14 protein-coding genes and 2 pseudogenes are annotated in these 18,231 nt (G+C 48.9%); 4 read left to right on the plus strand and 12 right to left on the minus strand.

Annotated features, from left to right (window positions below; translation table 11 throughout):
* Position 1 precedes the first annotated feature (1 nt).
* From Q1L85_RS14215 to Q1L85_RS14260, 10 genes are all read right to left on the minus strand, one after another.
* Positions 2-979, minus strand: coding sequence for an AAA family ATPase (locus tag Q1L85_RS14215; protein ID WP_300433450.1), 978 nt, complete (start codon positions 977-979; stop codon positions 2-4).
* A gap of 53 nt (positions 980-1,032) precedes the next feature.
* Positions 1,033-3,615 (minus strand): DEAD/DEAH box helicase, encoded by a 2,583-nt coding sequence (locus tag Q1L85_RS14220; protein ID WP_300433451.1) that lies wholly within the window; start codon positions 3,613-3,615, stop codon positions 1,033-1,035.
* 2 nt (positions 3,616-3,617) lie between these two features.
* Positions 3,618-5,741 (minus strand): site-specific DNA-methyltransferase, encoded by a 2,124-nt coding sequence (locus Q1L85_RS14225; RefSeq protein ID WP_300433452.1) that lies wholly within the window; start codon positions 5,739-5,741, stop codon positions 3,618-3,620.
* A 72-nt stretch (positions 5,742-5,813) separates the two neighbouring features.
* Complete coding sequence (locus Q1L85_RS14230) at positions 5,814-5,993, minus strand: hypothetical protein (RefSeq protein ID WP_300433453.1); 180 nt, start codon at positions 5,991-5,993, stop codon at positions 5,814-5,816.
* 74 nt (positions 5,994-6,067) lie between these two features.
* A complete protein-coding gene (locus tag Q1L85_RS14235) occupies positions 6,068-6,544 on the minus strand; it encodes a protein kinase (RefSeq protein WP_300433454.1) in 477 nt (158 codons plus the stop codon).
* A complete protein-coding gene (locus Q1L85_RS14240; protein ID WP_300433455.1) occupies positions 6,537-8,537 on the minus strand; it encodes a hypothetical protein in 2,001 nt (666 codons plus the stop codon). The genes Q1L85_RS14235 and Q1L85_RS14240 overlap by 8 nt, the downstream gene beginning before the upstream one ends.
* On the minus strand, positions 8,530-10,110 hold the full coding sequence (locus Q1L85_RS14245) for a tyrosine-type recombinase/integrase (protein WP_300428144.1): 1,581 nt from the start codon (positions 10,108-10,110) through the stop codon (positions 8,530-8,532). The genes Q1L85_RS14240 and Q1L85_RS14245 overlap by 8 nt, the downstream gene beginning before the upstream one ends.
* On the minus strand, positions 10,107-11,114 hold the full coding sequence (locus Q1L85_RS14250) for a site-specific integrase (RefSeq protein WP_300433456.1): 1,008 nt from the start codon (positions 11,112-11,114) through the stop codon (positions 10,107-10,109). Before Q1L85_RS14250 ends, Q1L85_RS14245 begins: the two co-directional genes overlap by 4 nt.
* 389 nt (positions 11,115-11,503) lie before the next feature.
* Positions 11,504-12,169, minus strand: a complete 666-nt coding sequence (ssb, locus tag Q1L85_RS14255; protein ID WP_300428146.1) for a single-stranded DNA-binding protein — start codon at positions 12,167-12,169, stop codon at positions 11,504-11,506.
* Positions 12,153-13,517, minus strand: a complete 1,365-nt coding sequence (locus tag Q1L85_RS14260) for an MFS transporter (protein ID WP_300428147.1) — start codon at positions 13,515-13,517, stop codon at positions 12,153-12,155. The genes ssb and Q1L85_RS14260 overlap by 17 nt, the downstream gene beginning before the upstream one ends.
* A 228-nt stretch (positions 13,518-13,745) precedes the next feature.
* Between Q1L85_RS14260 and Q1L85_RS16760 the strand changes: the two are divergent.
* A pseudogene (locus Q1L85_RS16760) lies at positions 13,746-14,123 on the plus strand (hypothetical protein); the annotation flags it as partial.
* A 38-nt stretch (positions 14,124-14,161) separates the two neighbouring features.
* Here the strand turns inward: Q1L85_RS16760 and Q1L85_RS16765 are convergent.
* Positions 14,162-14,266 (minus strand): hypothetical protein, encoded by a 105-nt coding sequence (locus Q1L85_RS16765; RefSeq protein ID WP_370292402.1) that lies wholly within the window; start codon positions 14,264-14,266, stop codon positions 14,162-14,164.
* Between Q1L85_RS16765 and Q1L85_RS16770 the strand changes: the two are divergent.
* The 3 genes and pseudogenes from Q1L85_RS16770 to Q1L85_RS14275 form a co-directional block, all read left to right on the plus strand.
* Positions 14,217-14,411 (plus strand): annotated as a pseudogene (locus Q1L85_RS16770) (response regulator transcription factor); the annotation flags it as partial. The gene Q1L85_RS16765 and the pseudogene Q1L85_RS16770 sit on opposite strands and share 50 nt — an antisense overlap.
* Before the next feature lie 67 nt (positions 14,412-14,478).
* Positions 14,479-17,310 (plus strand): excinuclease ABC subunit UvrA, encoded by a 2,832-nt coding sequence (gene uvrA, locus Q1L85_RS14270; RefSeq protein WP_300428149.1) that lies wholly within the window; start codon positions 14,479-14,481, stop codon positions 17,308-17,310.
* Positions 17,307-17,870: a tRNA-uridine aminocarboxypropyltransferase gene (locus Q1L85_RS14275; RefSeq protein WP_300428150.1), complete on the plus strand. Its 564-nt coding sequence runs from the start codon at positions 17,307-17,309 to the stop codon at positions 17,868-17,870. Before uvrA ends, Q1L85_RS14275 begins: the two co-directional genes overlap by 4 nt.
* Before the next feature lie 44 nt (positions 17,871-17,914).
* On the opposite strand, the gene Q1L85_RS14280 is transcribed toward Q1L85_RS14275, so the two are convergent.
* The coding region (locus Q1L85_RS14280; RefSeq protein ID WP_300433457.1) for a phosphate ABC transporter substrate-binding protein at positions 17,915-18,231 on the minus strand (317 nt) is incomplete at its 5' end.

Here is an 18,231-nt window from a genome sequence, read left to right on the forward strand (position 1 = left end):
TTTATTTTGTATTTTCTTTTTCAGCAGCCTGCTTCAAGTCCTTAATTGTCAAGAATTCTTGACTGCGAAGAATCATTCGCTTTACTGCTCGGCGGACAATTCGCTCAATATCTGCACCACTTCGGTTAGCAAATATGTCAGTTGACTTTTTGTCAGTTAGCTCGAACTGGCGACGAACACCTCGCAACTTAATCGAAAGTATCTGTTCAACTTGCTGCGGGCTAGGAAGTGGGAAATCGATTGTTTCATCAAATCGCCGCCAGATAGCGCCATCCAGAATCTGTTCGTGATTAGTCGCCGCTAAAATAAGGCTTTTGCCTTGGTACGCATCCATCATTTGCAGAACAGCATTCACAACACGACGCAACTCGCCGTGCTCTGATGAATCTGATCGCTCTTTACCTATCGCATCAAACTCATCAAACAGAACAACCATCTGGTTATCGGCGATAAAATCAAAAACCTTTCTCAGATTAGCCGCAGTTTCACCTAAGAACGATGACACCAAAGCGTCAAGGCGCACAATTGCCAACGGTAAATCCAACTCGAACGCGATAACCTCGGCTGCCAGTGTCTTCCCACACCCAGGCGGGCCGTGAAATATGACTTTTCCCGAAGGTTTCATTCCAAAACTTCGCAATATATCGGCGCGGCGATGCTCTTCCAATAGCTCTTCGATAGCCTCTTGGCCGGGGTCAGGCAACACCATCTCTTCAAGCGGTCGATGTGCTTGCCGAATATCTAATAGCGGCAAACCTCTCTCTTTGTCTATTGGAGGAGAGGGCAGTGCGTTCCTCCCTGATCGCTTAGCAGGCTTTAAATGCTCACCATATAGAATCTGTTCCAAGTCGTTAGCCAACAAGTGATGCTGCTTTTGACGCTCATCCTGAATAACGGCTTCGGAAGCGCGGCGAAAAGCCTCAGAATCACCACTGGCCCCTGCTTTAATTAATTGCCGTAATATTTTTCCGTTTGCCATCCCGATATCCTCTTTAAGCACGACTAGCCTGTAGTCTAGCGCCTATGGACTATTTAAACATAATCTGCCGCAACATCGCTGCTATACAACTCTGCTATCGATGTCGCTGAGTTTATCGCTGTGCGAACCTTTGTCTCTTTCAGATCGAGAACTCTGTATGCATCGCCAACTTTGGCTACCGCGTCAATTCGGCGAAAGTGCTCACCTGATGTTTCGGCATATTGAGCCAAACCTCTCAACTTAGGAATGGAGTCACTGAACTGAGTACCATGAGGATCAACTATATCTGCCGCAATTGAACCGTCAGAAAGCTTCGAGAAGAAAATAAAGTCCGGACGCATCATTTTGATACTACCAGCATCCTCGTAGGTTACACCCAAGGAGTCCTGACTTGCTCGAGCAGGATTTCGATACCATGCAACCGAATCATTGCGATTCAGCTCAAGATTAAGCACATCTCTCTCCCACGTGTTGAAATCCTCAGGGAATGCCCCTTCTGAATTACAAAGCATGTGTTTCTCATATCTTGGCAAAGCCTTCTCCGTACCATCGGCCTCGCGAATAGTGGTTGGCTGCATCCATGAATTAGGTCTTGCCAACTCAACGTCCATCGGCTCTGTACTCATCTCACGGATTTCACGGTAAACATCCTGTCGCTCATCCGATAACGCCTTTATTGCAACTCTGTATTGGGTCAGCCAATCTTTAGCCAGTTTTTCAGCTTCAGCTTCCAAATAAGCCTGTATCTCTGGGACCAGCCCGAGCGCTGCAACTGTTGCATGAGCATCCATCAACGCTTCTTCATAATCATCTGCGTCGCCTTCAGATTTCGCTAAAAATTCGCTATAAGTGTTTGCTAGATCTGGACTAATGCCTCTGCTGGCTCGACGATAAGCATCTTCAACAACCGCGTAATCAGCAGCCTCTAAGAAATCATCAAACGACATTTTTTTGTCCGCCAAGTTCGCACTCAGAGTCCTACCCTCGACGGTAAGAACAGCCTGCCTCGCTTGTGAAATCTGATCCTTGTAACGCTGCCGCGCCGCATTCAGAGCCTTGTGCATTTCCGCGTGTGCCAACGCGCCAGCGCCCGGCAAAATATCATCGAAAGCAAGCTCGTGCGCTAATGAGGTCAAGCGCTTAATCGGCTTTGAATGGTTTTTAGGTAATGTTTGAGAAGGAAGCGAAAGCAACTTTTCCCAAACAGCCTCTGGGACAGCCGGATTGGCCAACATTTCTTCTGGATTTACCAGAATCCTTCGCCCTTGTAGCTGGTCTCCACCATCACTACCTGTCATTAGTGAATCAGCAACTTCCTTTACCGACTTCTCATCGAAAAAGGGTAATAAGCAGTCCACAGCATTCAGGCGATCATTACCCGGAATACGTCGTGCTAACGGCGTTCTTACCATGCGTCCCAACAACTGAGTGATATGTGTCCTGTCTTTTGCTGGGCGGAATGACACCATCACCTCAGCTCTCGGGCAATCCCATCCAGTACTTATCGCATCCTTTGCGATAAGTACTCGCACCCATGTTGACTCTTGCACTCTCTCCGGTGAAATATAGGAAACGCTATAACGCCCAAATGTTTGGGTGGTATGGTCTCCAAATACGTGCGCAATGGCGTCTTCCGGCATATCCGGCCAACGCTCGTAGATTGTATCCAGAGCCCTTCCAATCTCGTTGTGGTCCGGCGTGTTTGGCACTTGTAGCACCATGAGTGGAAGCACTTCATCCACATCGCCTTGCTCTTGGTGATAAGCGGCCCACGCTGTCGATATTTCTTTTAGTTTATCGATACCTCTGCGCACCAAAACCGTGTCGAATTGGCCTGTTTCACTTGGCACATCGAGAATAATCGTGTCTTTAAGTAAACCCGATGCCTGTACTTTAGCGGAATCTACCACGACGTTTGGCAAGGTGGCTCGCCCTTGCATATCGGCGATGGCATCGTTAAAGCGCTCTACGGTCGCAGAAATTCCCCATACAACAGGAATCCCAGGCACATTTCCCATACCATTAATTAGCCGTTTAACAATGGTTGTTTTCTCGCCTTGTTTTGAGCCAGCCCCCATTCCTCTATGGGCTTCGTCCAACACCAATATCAGAGTTAGAGACGGGTCGTTTATCGTATTCTGAATAGTATCCCAAATAGTGAAGGCACGAAGATCCGGCATAACTTGCTGACCCGACTTGTTATATCCCTCATCGTCAATTTCGGCACCACGAACCAACAAGCTATTCTTGCTGAGCTTTTGTGTATTGAGAAAATAGATTTTCCCTGGCTCGAAAGACTCTCTGTTAAACGTATTTTGCACAACAACAAGGTCACTGGGTGAAACCCTATCTGACGCCTCAAGTAGTCGGTATTTTGATTGCTCGTTTAGTGACGGGTCATCACTAAACCAAATCACAACAGCGCCAGCGTCAGGTTCAAAATCGAAATTGTCGTCACCATGAAATAGCGCTTCAAATACCGCTGCCGCCATGACTGTTTTACCGGCACCCGTCGTCGCCGTCAGCGAAAATGCGTGTTTGTCACCATCTTCCAACCAACGCTTAGATGCCTTTTTCAAATTGACAAGCACATCTCTAACGGCATCTTCCTGATAATCTTTTAACGTAAACTTCATTTTTAGCGGCCCATCGAAAAGCGAAAATTGGACAAATAAGACTCATACAAGCGTACAGGCTCAACCGAATCAGATAAGTGACGAGCTACTGCCTGAAAACGGCGATCATCGTCGGTTACGATATAGGCAATATGCACGCCCTTTTTAGCCTTTATAGCCCTACAAAACATTGTGGATTGATCGAGGTTTACTAAAACTCCGTAGGCCTCAACCACATCCCAACCATGTTCAGGTATTTTCTCAATTCGACTCCCTTGAGAACCTGCTCGCATCCAAAGTAACGGGGCTATTCGCTCAAAGGCGACATTGTGTCGAACGGCAACAGGGGTTTCATAAGTGAGGGTGAAGAACTCTGCGTTCTCCTCAAAGCCATCCGCCATAGGAAATTCATCTGTAAATTTATAGTCACCTTCGATGCTTTTTCCTTCTGGCGTTCTCCCTGTAATAGCGGCTTGGATTCTTGGCTTGGTAATGTAATCGCAAATACCCCATTGCTCCCAATCATCATCCCCTGGACGAAGCTTTTTCTTTTTCAGATTAACCTGCTCTTCAGCTGCTACTTCATTATTGGTAATTGATATAGTTTGCCTTTTTCCAGAATCCTGCCTGTTAAGGCGCATTACTGCATGCGCAGTTGTTCCAGAACCAGCAAAAAAATCCAAAACAATTGCACTTGGGTTATCTGCAACGAAAAACCTTATTGCATCTTCAACCGCATAGATGCTTTTTGGAAAAGGGAACTTCCTTCCCGGAACAAATGAAGAAATCAATCTACTACCGTATTGTGTTGAGTCATGTCGAGATATTCGCCACTGGCTTCCAGGAATGGCAGTGACAACACTGGGATCATTATCCTCAACAATTAGAGATCCGTCTTCGGCTCTTCCTGCTAGCTTAAATTCACCTCGCTCAATTTTTGAATATTCACCAGGTTTTAGAATGTAAACAGTAAAGCCTCGTTTTTTTGATCCACCTATTTTAACTCTTCCTTGGGCAAAGCGTTCTCTGAAGGTTTCCGGAGACCATTGCCAGTTGCCCTCACTTCCATCTTTCCTTATTGGTAGAACGGCTACGAGCCCTTGTTTTTCTGGCGCCTTCGAAACGCCTTGAGGTAATGGCTCACCAATCTCAACTACTCTGACTTTGTTAGGATCGACATATATTGGGTAAAAACAGCCTGGCGAATGAGATCTTTCAGCATTTGTTCCTGAACGACGTAAAAGGTCCCATCGAATTTTTCCCGTGTGTGTTCGTCCTTTTCCTGATACCCATTCCCTATCCAAACGCACGCGAGACGGCGCCATATCACCCAGAAAGACGAAGAATAGATATTCATCACTTCGACCAAACCCACCTACACGAGCCACAGCGGCTGGATTTATCAATGCACTTACCATTTGAATTCGAGCTTCTGGGAATGTTTGCTCCAACAATAGGCCCAATCTCAAATATTCTTTTTCATCTATAGCGACAATCAATACAGAGGAAGGCTTTAACAACAGTGTTGCCAATTTAAGTCTACGTTCAATAAAGGCTAGCCATTTGGAGTGTCGATATAAATCTTCTTCTTCAACGTAATCATTATTATATTTCCAATCTCGCGCACCAGAATTGTATGGAGGGTCTATATAAATCAAATCAATCATTGACCTATGGGTATAGGTCAATGCCTCCAGCACATGAAAGTTTTCTCCATTAATTACCGTGTGGTATGGCTTATCTCCGCCGCGCTCAACTTTTCCAGTACTAACCAGACCGGGATAGATGTAATCACGAAACTCTGCGACAACCACTAAATCATCAACGGTTACTTCCGAAACTTGAGGATTCTCAACATCAATCTGTTCAAGCTCAGCAACTCGAACATTTTCTGATTTACTGATTTTCAGAACTTTCCAAAGTGTTTGATCGCCCTTTTTAGTTGATCCGCGAGGAGGGAGAATTCTAACTTTGTCGCCTTTGCGCACGGGTCGTCCAGGCAGCTCAACGCTCTCTGGCTTGTGGCGCTCAAAATTCAACCCAAAGGCACGCCTTGATGAGAGCGCCTTGAACTCTTTTTCCAGCTCTTCCCCTAAAGCCGCGTCTTTCGCACTGGCTCTGGCTATTAAATCGGTCAATCGAGACACAGATATTCCTCAGATTCTTTTATTTATTCGTCAAATATCACTTACACAGAAAACGCGACTGCAATAGCAACCCTACTTTTGCGATATATCGTTTTCGGCAGACTGGATACCGTGCTGCTTGGCATACTCAAGGATCAATACCTCAAGCATGGAGGCCTGAGAACGGTGCTCTTTCTCTGCCGCAGCTTTTAATAGCTGTTTAATTTCTTTAGATGTGCGAAACGACAAGGTTTCATCTTTAGCCCGTGTCACTGCCAACCCTCAGCAATTATAATGCCGTACAATGTACTGCGTTTTGCTTACAAAATCCACGCATTTGATCCCTCTTATACCCGCCCGGATGGCGGTATCTCTTTATCAAACGGTCGGAGAATCTGCGCGGTTTCAGTGTTAGAGGGTAGAGCAGCCCCTTCTGGCGAGGCTTTATCAACGCTGGCCATCTGAATGCCTTTCTGCCGCACATGAAAGGCGATTTGCTGCCAGCGGCGCAGCCATTGCTCTTCCTTTCGCTTGTAGGCCTCTAGCTCTGCCTTGAGGCGATCCACCTCTACCTGGAGCTCTTCGGCCTCTTTAGTGGCCTGTTCTTTGGTTTTCACCAATCCGCCCGACAATGCTCGTTTGGCGTTGTCATAGGCAGCTTTGATCTCAGATTTAGCCTGGAGCGACTGGCGGCTAAAGCCAAAGCGCTCTTCCAGCACAGCCCAGGTTAGTTTTGATCCTAGCTCGCCCAGCGCCCAGCGGTCTAAATCGGCAACGATTGTATTGATGTCACTGTCGGACATGCGTCTGAAGCGTTTAACCATGTTCTACCTCATTTAGGTATTCTTCGGGATCAAAGTGCTCCACCCCGTTGTCGGCCAGTTGGGAAGCCAGTGTTTTCAGTTTTTTATCGTTGTGTGCCAGCCAGTCAGCACTCTTTTTCGGCTTAGCGCTACCCAACTGCTTTTCAGCATTTTTTCGGGCTAGAGCAGTGAGAGCATACTGGCGCTTCTGCTCGTCCAGACGACCCTTATCATCCTTAGCCCACACGTAGTCTTTGCATTCCGCCGAACATTGCAAATGCCGCTCGCAGGGTGTTTGAGAGAAATTGTGGATACAGATACCCGTACCGACATCATGCACAGCCTGAATTCGCGCTTTCAGAATCGCATCCTGGACTTCTACCGGAACTACTTTGATTTGCTCAGCTAACTGGCCTCCAACCAAGCCTTTTTTGATGTCTTCACGGAGCATCAGTGCTCGTTTTTCGCGGGATGAGTGCTGGTATGCTTTGGTGTCTCTTGGGTTGATTCGACCAAACCATTCAGTTTGCAGAAGATCACTTAACCCGCCTTCATCAAGCAGAGTATTAAGTGTGTGACGGAAATGGTGACTGGTAAAATCCACCTCGATACTGCTGGAAGCGTATTCGGCGGCAAGCGTGGGTAAATAACGAAGAAATGTGGCAAGCATGGCATGGGTGCATTTTGTCGCTATCCAACGAGAGTAAGCACCGGTAGACAATCCTTGGAAGCGAATAAATAGCAAGTCGCCCAGATAGTACTCCTTGCCGAACTGATCAATATGGATAGGCTGTACCATCGACGAAAGAAAATCCTTTTGGCAGTACGCTTCGATTGATTTTCGATAAGTGAATAGAACCTGCCTAGTAGTGACCCCAACTCCAGACCTTATCTCTCTGAACACCTCTGCATTTTTTGCACACCAGCCTGCAGTGTCGATAACGTTTTTAGGTATTCCTAACTGTACCAAATCGGCCTTGAATAATTTCTGGCCGCTCGAAATATTGTCCAAGAATCGCGTATCTGCCTTTCCATTCTCAGCCATATATCTAGCTGTTTCCCGCGCTTCTGCCGTGACTTCAGTTATTTCAATGAGCACATCACCAACGATGGAGATGACCTCTGACGGCAAGTACAGCCTACGCTTTGGCGTAAATACATCTCCTCGGCTAGCTTTCCTCGGAAAGTATTCGATATAGGCGTTACCCTCCTCATCAAAAGACATCTGCTGATTGGGTAGTAGTGAAACTTCGCTGAACCGTCGCCCAGTACAAACAAGCAAAGTCAGAATCAGGACATAGAAGCGATACTTATGATCTTGGGGAACGTTTAAGTAGAGTTCACCAATGACCCGAAACACAGTGGGATCAACTAGTTTATCTGACTTTGTCTCCAGGACATCTGGATCATCCAACCTTTTGTGATTTATCCCTCCCGTGCTCGCTGGCCGCCTCATCCTAGCGTATTTGTACTGTAATAAAACCCGACATAGACCATTCGAATCACAATGCGCTGCGAACTCTGCAACATGTTTGTGAAGGTTATAGGCAGTAGATTCACTGTAGTGTTTTGAGATTAAATCAGACGCATTATCCAGAGCCTCTGGCGTAAGCCCAACTAACTGCTGCCCTAGCTGTTTTGCTGCAAATGAGACATATCCAATAGCGGTAATGAAACTGCGTTGATTCGGTGCTGATTGATGTTTTCTGTGAAACCGGAGAACAAACAATGCTTTAGCAACCAATTCCCAGCAACCGACTAGTGGCTCAGAGCCCAGCTTCGGAGGCAGCGAAAAACCAAAAGAGGCTGATTTCGTGTTTTTACCAGTTAACTTGACCAGTCGCCCTGCATTGACTTGCCATTCTGGATCATCCCAAACAACCGACTCAAACCCTTCCAGCTTCATTAGCTTTGCTTTGCCGACTAATGATTTGAGGTTTTCATTCCTGTCACGCTCCAGACGATCAAGAAAAGGAACGACCTTGGCCTTGCGATTAGAGCGACCATCAGACATTGTGCGCTCCCACCTCACAGAGTTTGACCACTTGTGCGACCGCAGCGATAACCTCGTCAAGCTGTATGCCTAATCGCGCATTCTCGTACTTTTTTAAACGCTCTTCGCGACCGGCCAGCAAGCATTCCAGGACATGCTCATGATCAGCATGACGATAAGGCTGAAACTTGGGGCACAAATAACATGAGTAGGGGGGATCAAGGTGGCAGACGCTAGATTCACCACACACGCCAATATCAGCTTGATCAGCAGGATTCGGATCATCGACAAACGTTAGATGCTTGTCATCTCGCTCACCATTGACAGCATCTTCATCACTATCGATTAGCCTGCCTTTGAAAAAATTGAGGTACTTCGAGAAACCTTTCGCGGTTGCTTTGTCTAGGTGCTCAACTATTCTGCCAGCCATCTCAAAATAGACATTCACGTGTTGGGTATCGGTATGATCCAGTATTCTGGCCAACTCACGCTTGCTAATACCTTCAGCCGCCAACCCCGTCGCCATGGTATATCGCAATCGCCGTGGCGTAACATGCATTAGCTCACCCGTGATAGGCGAGATAATATTATGACGCTTAACAAACGCTTTAATGAGATTACCCACATCCTTGGTCGTCAAGTTATATGCACTATCCCATTGCTGAGCCCTGATAGCAGCCTGGTTCATACCCCTTTTAAAAAACAGAGGGCGCTCCACTTCTATCATTCCAGAGCCAGTATCAACACATGTAGCAAATTGTTTTGACGCTTCTATTAACTCAATTAAATAATTAGCGAAATCCTGATTCAGATACTCATCTAGAAAGTCGTCCCTTGGATTTAACAATCGTTTTTTTATTCTTGGAATTCGAAGGATGAAGCATGGATCACTTTCAACGGGGGCAATGTTTTTTAAATCGATCTCCTTCAAATATGTCAAATTTGCCGGATTTCGACCATACGCAATAGATAGAGCCATGATCGCTCTCTGCTGAAGATGCTCGTATTCGTCGCACTTGTCCTCTTTCATTGCGGAAATCAACAATGGCAGCTCTATAGATCGATTCAAAGGGCCTTTGTCTGGGTCTTCGAGCCTTACTGCCTCCCCCTTTGGATTTCCTGGTATGCTTATCGCTTCTAACTCAAACGAGTAATCGATAGAAAACCCGTTCTCAGGGTAATTATCTGCACACCAAATAAACCAACGAATGGGACGGTACATCGCCCACAATCTGTGGTTAGACCTTGCCCGATTTAACATTTTTTCAAAACAGCGAACGAGGGACGCCTCTAAATCATCTGTAAGCATCTCTTGATAAACAGAAAAAAACTCTGTCCAAAGATATGTAAATGCGGTATATGCCGCATGCGTAGAGGTGGTCACCAACCTCTCGGCAATATACTCTCGCGTTACTTCTCGAAGTGCTTTATTTTCGATTTTCCCAAAATCAACAGTTGCTGTAGGGTAGATGGTGTAAGGTAGATTCCATACATCTGTAGAGGCGTCAACAACACTTCCTTCGCGGGATATCAATTGACTTCTATTTATTGGCGATAGAACTTCAGTGACGTTACTTTCTGAAATCAAGATCACTCTCCCTCTTCGTTACTAAAAATCTTCCGCTGATAACTATCTAATGCTTTTCGAGAAGACTGCTCAATTTCCTGATCTATATAAACCGCTTGAGATTCGAGACTACTATCACCACGCAGCAAGGCCAGTGCTTTTTTTCTTCTTTCCTCATCCATCCCTGACTCTCGCAAAGCTCTTTCCATCCTCGACGAAAAGGTATGACGCAAGGACTTCGCAGATAAATTACTCGGCAATTCAGAAGGATATTTCGACCGAAGTATCTGATAAAACTGTGTAACTGAAGATTGGGAAAGCGGCTCCCCTTGGTCACTCAGAATTAAATAGTCTGTTTCAAACTCGGACTTATCTTCTAAGCGCTCTCGCCATACTAAGATATATTCATCAAGCTCATGAGCGAATGATTTATCAACAATGGGAATGATCCTGCCATTTCTCTTGATTTGTGGCCGAGGCCGTCGCAAGTCATTTTTGTCTGGTGGACGACGCTCTACCCGTACAGATGACACAGCACCTATTTCAATATCCTGTACCTTAAGACTTAACAATTCTCCTGGCCGCAACCCTAGTGAAAGCATAATCATGGTCATCACATAATTTCGGTGCCTGACAGCCTCATCCCGACCAATAACCCTATTGCCCCCGGGATACAAAAGCGAAACGAGATTGCTCACCTCTGCAGGTGAAAGTCCCTTACTAATTTGAGTATTCGACGGTGGAGAGCTTATAAAACTGGAATCTATCCATTTACATAACTGCTTCTTCCTTACAAGCATATTCTCATATACAGAATCCGAAGATATGAGGCCAGATAACTGGAGATCAAACAACCAAGAAAGATACAGCCTTACTGTAGTTAAGCGCTGATTAAAGGTGTGGGGACTAACGACTAATTTGTTTTTTGACTGATCCCTACGCAAGAACTCGACCATGCTTCCTCGCACCAAAGCCTCAGTCAATGGAACTCTACCAATAACCAGATCCATTAGATCCACTTCATCAGTCATGGCCCAACTATGCAGCACTGCCAACTCTCTTGAATTTCGAATCAATGTGTTTGACGCGAGAGCCCTTCGCCCTAAGATGAACTCGTTTGGCAAACATAGGGGCACATCCAACTCATCTAAGAGAATAGGAATCAGCTCACCAGAAGGATGCTGCACCACCCTCACATTCATCAGTCTCTCTCCACACCTTTACACAATAAATATAAAAATCCTTATATTTACATTTTGATATTTATGCGAAATTATAAAAAACAAGATTAACAGCAAATAAAAAAGCCTTCAACAACTTTACAGTCACTGAAGGCTTTATTAAGAAAAAAATATTATTAAATCAGTATGTTGTAGGAAAATCACATCCTAACAACTTAACACTTAATTATATATCCGGATCAGAACGGGATGTCGTCGTCGAAATCGTCGAAGCTGTTGCTTGGCTGAGGTGCCGGTTGCTGAGGCGCCTGTTGCGGAGCCTGTTGATAACCGCCCTGGTTGCCGTAACCGCCCTGACCACTCTGTGGTTGGCGGGACTGCTGAGGGTTTTGCTGTGGCGCTTGCTGATAACCGCCCATTGGCTGCTGAGGTGCCTGCTGCGGAGCCTGCTGTGGCTGCTGGTAGCCGCCACCCTGTGGCATGCCACCGCCCATATTGTTGCCCATGCCCATGTTGTTGGCGACCTGAGCGGGACTGGAAGAAGCACCACCGCCCATATTCATGCCATCACCACGCGAGTCGAGCATCATCATGTCGTTGCAGATAATTTCTGTGGTGTAGCGCTTAACGCCGTCTTTTTCCCACTCGCGTGTGCGCAGCTTACCTTCGAAGTAAGCACGGGAGCCCTTTTTCAGGTACTGCTGGCAGATCTCAGCCAGGCGTCCGTATACCGTCAGGCGGTGCCATTCAGTCTGTTCAACTTTCTGGCCGGTCGCTTTGTCGTTGTAACTCTCGTCGGTTGCCAGAGAGACATTCGCGACGGCATTGCCATTCGGCAGATAACGGACTTCAGGGTCACGACCCAGAGTACCGATCAGTGTCACTTTATTAACGCTGCGACCCATGTTTTTCTCCTGTGGAATCAATAATCTTCAGCGCGCTCTCACGGTCGAAGCTGTCCGCGCTGACTTTCAGATAAATGGCTTGTTCACTCTGCAGATACAGACTTTCGGCGACGCCCGGCAATGAACTCAGTGCGCTCAGCTGATCGTCACTGATCCGGTCTGCCGGTAGCCGGACGCTGGTCAGGTGCTGAGGTGCTCCGGACCGAGTGATTAACAGTGCCCAAAGTACCACCAAAGCGCCCAGTCCGACAAACAGAATGCTCAGTCCGTAATCCTGTAATAACCAGCCGCCGACGCTGCCTCCGGCAAAGGCGCCGAGGAACTGCATGGTGGAATACACGCCCATCGCGCTGCCTTTTGAGCCTGCTGGCGCAATCTTACTCAGCCAGGAGGGCAGGCTCGCTTCCATCAGGTTGAAGCCCCAGAAATACAGCAGCAGGAGCACCACCCAGTGCCAGAGCTGGGAAGCACCGCTCATCAGGAACAGGCTGAGGGCAATGATCAGTGCGCCGGTCAGTACTACGCCTTTCATCCGGCGTTTTTTCTCGGCAATGATGATCAGCGGAACCATCAGAATGAAAGCAACAATCAGTACGGGAAGGTAGAGCCAGCTGTGATGCTCTGCGATCAGCCCGCTGGCGCTGAGCTGCCCGGGTATCGCGACGAAGATTGCGACCATCAGCGCGTGCAGCAGAAAAATTCCGAGATTGAGCGGCCACATAGCGGTATTACGAAGTTGTGCCAGCACTTCAGGCAACACGGCTGTCGCATCACGATGACTGACCGGCGGTGGGGTAGGAATGACCCAGACAGTCACCAATACGCCGCCAATGGCAAGTACGGCTGTCAGGCTGAATATCAGGCTCAGCCCACCCATGCTGGCCAGCCAGGGACCGAGAATCAGAGCGACTGAAAACGACAGTCCGATGCTTGCGCCGATGGAGGCCATCGCTTTCATGCGATGTTCTTCGCGCGTCAGATCGGTCACCAGCGCCATGATTGCACTGGCGATGGCGCCACACCCTTGCAGAGCACGGCCAAGAATGACCCCATACACACTGTCAGAAACGGCGGCGATAATGCTGCCTGCAGCAAAAATCAGCAGTCCGCCGATGATCACAGGCTTACGCCCGATACGGTCAGAAAGTGTACCCGCCGGGATCTGGAGCAGAGCCTGCGTCAGACCGTAGACGCCCATCGCAAAGCCGAGCAGCTGTGGCGACGCGCCTTCGAGGCGCTGGCCGTCGAGCATCATTACGGGCAGAACCATAAAGAGGCCGAGCATGCGTAATGCATACAGCGATGCCAGGGAGACAACAGCTCTTTGTTCAGTTTTCTCTGGAGTCACGGGATCTTTCGCCGATATAGAAATTTACAGGGGCGGTATTCTATCAGAATGCGGCGCGCTGCGAGAGCAGCGTCCGATTAAGTCAGATACAGGCCGTTACAAAGTCGCACACAAAAAAACGCAGTTGTGTAGAAATTTTGCGGGGGATGCGTACACTCTGAGGACTGGCAGGTAAGCCAGTCTAAGGAAAACCCGCAACATAAGGAGTATGTTATGGATTCACCGGCAATGATTCCGGGAAGGCGAATCATTCTGTTCGGTCAGCACAGTCTGCAGAACTCAATTCTTATCGGATACATCCATCAGCGCACCCGCATAGATTGTCAGTTGGTTAATACCATGGAGTGGAAATCTGACTGGTCCAGTGGTGGAGATATGGTGATGGCTCTGATTGATGCTGACAGTGCCCGCCCGGACAGGCTACAGGACCTGCTCGAGCAGATTCTGGATCATCATGGCGAAGCCCCGGTGGCTTTCTTCAATGCCTCGCGTAATCACCCGGTAGAACGCCTGATCGTCTGGCCAATGGTCAATGGACTGTTTTACCGTGAAACCTCGCAACAACAGCTCTGCAAAGGGATTCAGGGAATCTTCGAAGGTGAATACTGGTTGCCCCGTCATCTGATGGGACAGTATCTGGCGCGTCATCGCCAGCGACCGCGCCGCCTGACGGCATTTGCTGGTCTGCTGACCCGTCGGGAAAAGCAGATTCTGCAACTGACGGCCACGGGCGCGACCAATACCGAGATTGCTGAAGCACTCAATGTGAGCATGCATACGGTCAAAACCCATATCTATAACCTGTTCAAAAAGATCGGGGTCAGTAACCGTATTCAGGCCGTGAACTGGGCTCAGGAAAACATGGATGAGCTGTTGCACGAAACCGCTGAATAAGCGGCTGAATCACTGCAGCGGTTCAATTACAATAGGAGCTTTCGGTTTTAGGCAGTGAAAGCTCTTCATGGATAAGATTCAGGTCCGCGGCGCCCGTACACACAACCTCAAAAACGTCGACATCGATATTCCACGGGACAAACTGGTGGTCATCACCGGTCTCAGTGGTTCAGGTAAATCATCCCTGGCATTCGATACTCTCTATGCTGAGGGGCAGCGGCGCTATGTTGAGTCACTGTCGACCTATGCCCGGCAGTTTCTGTCGATGATGGAGAAGCCCGACGTCGATCTGATTGAAGGCCTGTCTCCGGCCATTTCGATTGAGCAGAAGTCCACGTCCCATAACCCGCGGTCAACCGTGGGCACCGTCACCGAAATCTACGACTACCTGCGTCTGCTGTTTGCCCGGGTAGGTACGCCGCGTTGTCCTGATCACGATGTCCCACTTGAAGCGCAGACCGTCAGCCAGATGGTTGATGCCATTATGGATCTTCCCGCTGACAGCAAGCATATGATTCTCGCGCCTGTGGTTCGTGACCGGAAAGGCGAACATCTGCACGTGTTTGAGAGCCTGCGTGCCCAGGGCTTTATCCGGGTCCGAGTCAATGGGCTGGTGTGTGATCTGGACGATACGCCCGAGCTCGACAAGCGCAAGAAGCACTCCATTGAAGTCGTCGTTGACCGGTTTAAGGTCAAGGAAGGCATTGAGCAGCGACTGTCAGAATCGATCGAGACCTGTCTGGAGCTGAGTGGTGGCCTGGTGCTGGCGGCCTCGATGGACGATGAAAAAGCTGAGCCACTCCTCTTTTCCTCTCAGTTCTCGTGCCCGCACTGTGGTTACAGCATCTCTGAGCTGGAGCCTCGCCTGTTCTCGTTCAATAACCCGGCAGGTGCCTGTACCAGTTGCGATGGCCTGGGGGTGAAGCAGTATTTCGATCCTGATCTTGTCGTGCATGACGACACCCTGACAGTAGGCGAGGGGGCAATCCGCGGTTGGGATCGTCGCAGCGTTTACTACTATCAGATGCTTTGTTCAGTGGCAGAGCATTATGGCTTTGATATTGATACGGCCCTCTGTGATCTGAAGTCTGAACACCGGAATGCCATTCTTAATGGCTCGGGTGATGAAGAAATTAAATTTATTTATGTGAACTCCCGTGGCGACCGCATGGTCAAGTCTCACCCGTTCGAAGGGGTGCTGCCTAATCTCGACCGCAGATACCGCGAGACGGATTCACAGATGGTACTGGAAGAACTGTCTAAGTACCTGAGTGTGCAGCCATGTCCTGTCTGTGAAGGCTCGCGACTGCGTCGGGAGGCACGCAACGTATTTATTGGTGATAAAACCATCCACGCCTGTACCTCCATGCCTGTAGAAGACGCACACCTGTACTTCTCGGATTTGAAAATGGATGGTCATCGGGGAGAAATTGCAGAGAAAATTCTGAAAGAAATCCGCGATCGCCTGCAGTTTCTGGTAAATGTCGGTCTGGAATATCTGACTCTGAACCGCAGCTCCGATACGTTATCGGGTGGTGAAGCACAGCGTATCCGTCTTGCGTCTCAGATTGGCGCAGGTCTGGTTGGGGTGATGTATATCCTCGACGAGCCTTCCATTGGCCTCCATCAACGGGACAACGACCGCCTGTTAAAAACCCTGTTTCATCTTCGTGACCTGGGCAATACCGTGCTGGTGGTAGAGCACGACGAGGACGCAATCCGCAGTGCGGATCATCTGATTGATATTGGTCCGGGCGCCGGCGTGCATGGTGGAGAGGTTATCGCGCAGGGCACACCGGACGAGGTGATGAACAACCCAGCGTCGGTGACGGGTAAATATCTCTCCGGTGAAAAGGTAATCGCCGTCCCTACGACACGCACTGCATTTGATAAGAAAAAAGTCCTGACATTAAAAGGCGCGAAGGGCAATAACCTGAACGATGTGGATCTGACGATTCCTCTGGGCTTGCTGACCTGTGTTACCGGTGTGTCTGGCTCTGGTAAATCTACGCTGATTAACCGCACACTGTATCCGTTGGCTGCAACGGCGTTGAATGGTGCAACCACGCTGAAAGCTTCTGAATACAAGTCGATTGAAGGCCTGAAGCAACTGGATAAAGTCGTGGATATTGATCAGTCACCGATCGGCAGAACACCGCGCTCAAATCCAGCCACCTACACCGGAATTTTTACGCCAGTACGGGATCTTTTTGCGGGAACGCAGGAAGCACGTTCGCGCGGTTATAAAGCGGGTCGCTTCTCGTTTAACGTGAAGGGGGGGCGTTGTGAAGCCTGCCAGGGCGACGGTGTTATCAAAGTAGAAATGCATTTCCTGGCGGATATTTATGTCCCTTGTGACGTCTGCAAGGGGAAACGTTACAACCGAGAAACTCTGGATATCCGCTACAAAGGCAAAAATATTCATGAAGTTCTGGAAATGACGGTTGAAGATGCCCGTGACTTCTTCGATGCCATCCCTGCTGTTGCGCGTAAACTTCAGACCCTGATGGATGTCGGCCTGAGTTATATCAAACTGGGACAAGCCGCCACGACCCTGTCTGGTGGTGAAGCTCAGCGGGTTAAACTGGCCAAAGAACTGTCGAAGCGGGATACGGGCAGCACGCTGTATATCCTCGATGAGCCGACCACCGGTCTGCACTTCCACGACATTGAACAACTGCTTGCAGTGCTGCACCGGTTGCGTGATCACGGTAATACCATTGTTGTTATTGAGCATAACCTGGATGTCATCAAAACCGCCGACTGGATTGTCGATCTCGGTCCGGAAGGTGGTTCTAAAGGCGGGTATATTATCGGTGAAGGAACACCGGAAGACGTAGCGGCAATGGAATCCTCCCATACCGGACGCTTCCTGAAGCCTCTGCTGGAACGCGGGTGAGCAGAACGATATGTGATGGCTGCGGGAGACCGCAGTCGGCGTGCCTGTGCAGCCATCTTATCGTGCGGCCGTTGCCGTTCGAGCTGGTCATCTGGCAGGACCCTGACGAATCCCGCCACCCACTGTCGACTACGCCATTACTGCAGAGATCATCGCCAGGGGCTCAGCTTCTGGTCGGAGATACGTTTTCTTTTACCGATGTGTTTGGCGAAGCCCTGCCAGAGAATGTGGCGTTGTTGTATCCGGCGACCGGGGACTCTGAGATTCTTGCACCGGGGCCTGCGGCAGGTATCAGCAAAGTACTGGTGTTGGATGGCACATGGCGTAAGGTCCGGCGCCTGTTGTTATTGAATCCCTGGCTTGAGCCGCTGCAACGTATGTCTCTGACACCCGTACAGACGTCGCGCTACCTCAGAGTGAGTCCCAGAGCAGATGGTGTGTCGACGCTGGAGGCGGTACTGATGCTCGCGGCGGAGTGGACTTCGGATGCATCGTATCTTGACGGCGTTGAGGTGCTTGATCGCATGGCGGAAATCCAGGCCATAAAAAGATCCGAATAACAAAAAGCCCGGCAACTGCCGGGCTTTTTGTTGAGCGGTTCAGATCAGTAGCTGTAAACCACTTTCACAGTATCATCGACGGCACTGCTGTCGATGTAACCGATCATATTTGGGTTAGCAGCGATCAGCGATTTTACTGCGGCGTTATTTCCTACCTCTTTGGGCGGGGTGCCTTTACCAGTGAAAATCAGACGTGACCAGTAAGCCTTCAACTGGCTCGCATTTTTTCCCAGTACCTTGTCCGTAAAGTCGTTGCGGACGTCGGATCCTTCGCTCTGATCCACCGGAACTGCCGGGCTTCCATCAGGAAAACTTGACGTTTTACCAAGGAAAATACGCGATATGGTGTCCGCATCCATCG

Source organism: uncultured Thalassolituus sp., assembly GCF_950066645.1.
GTDB lineage: Bacteria > Pseudomonadota > Gammaproteobacteria > Pseudomonadales > Oceanobacteraceae > Thalassolituus.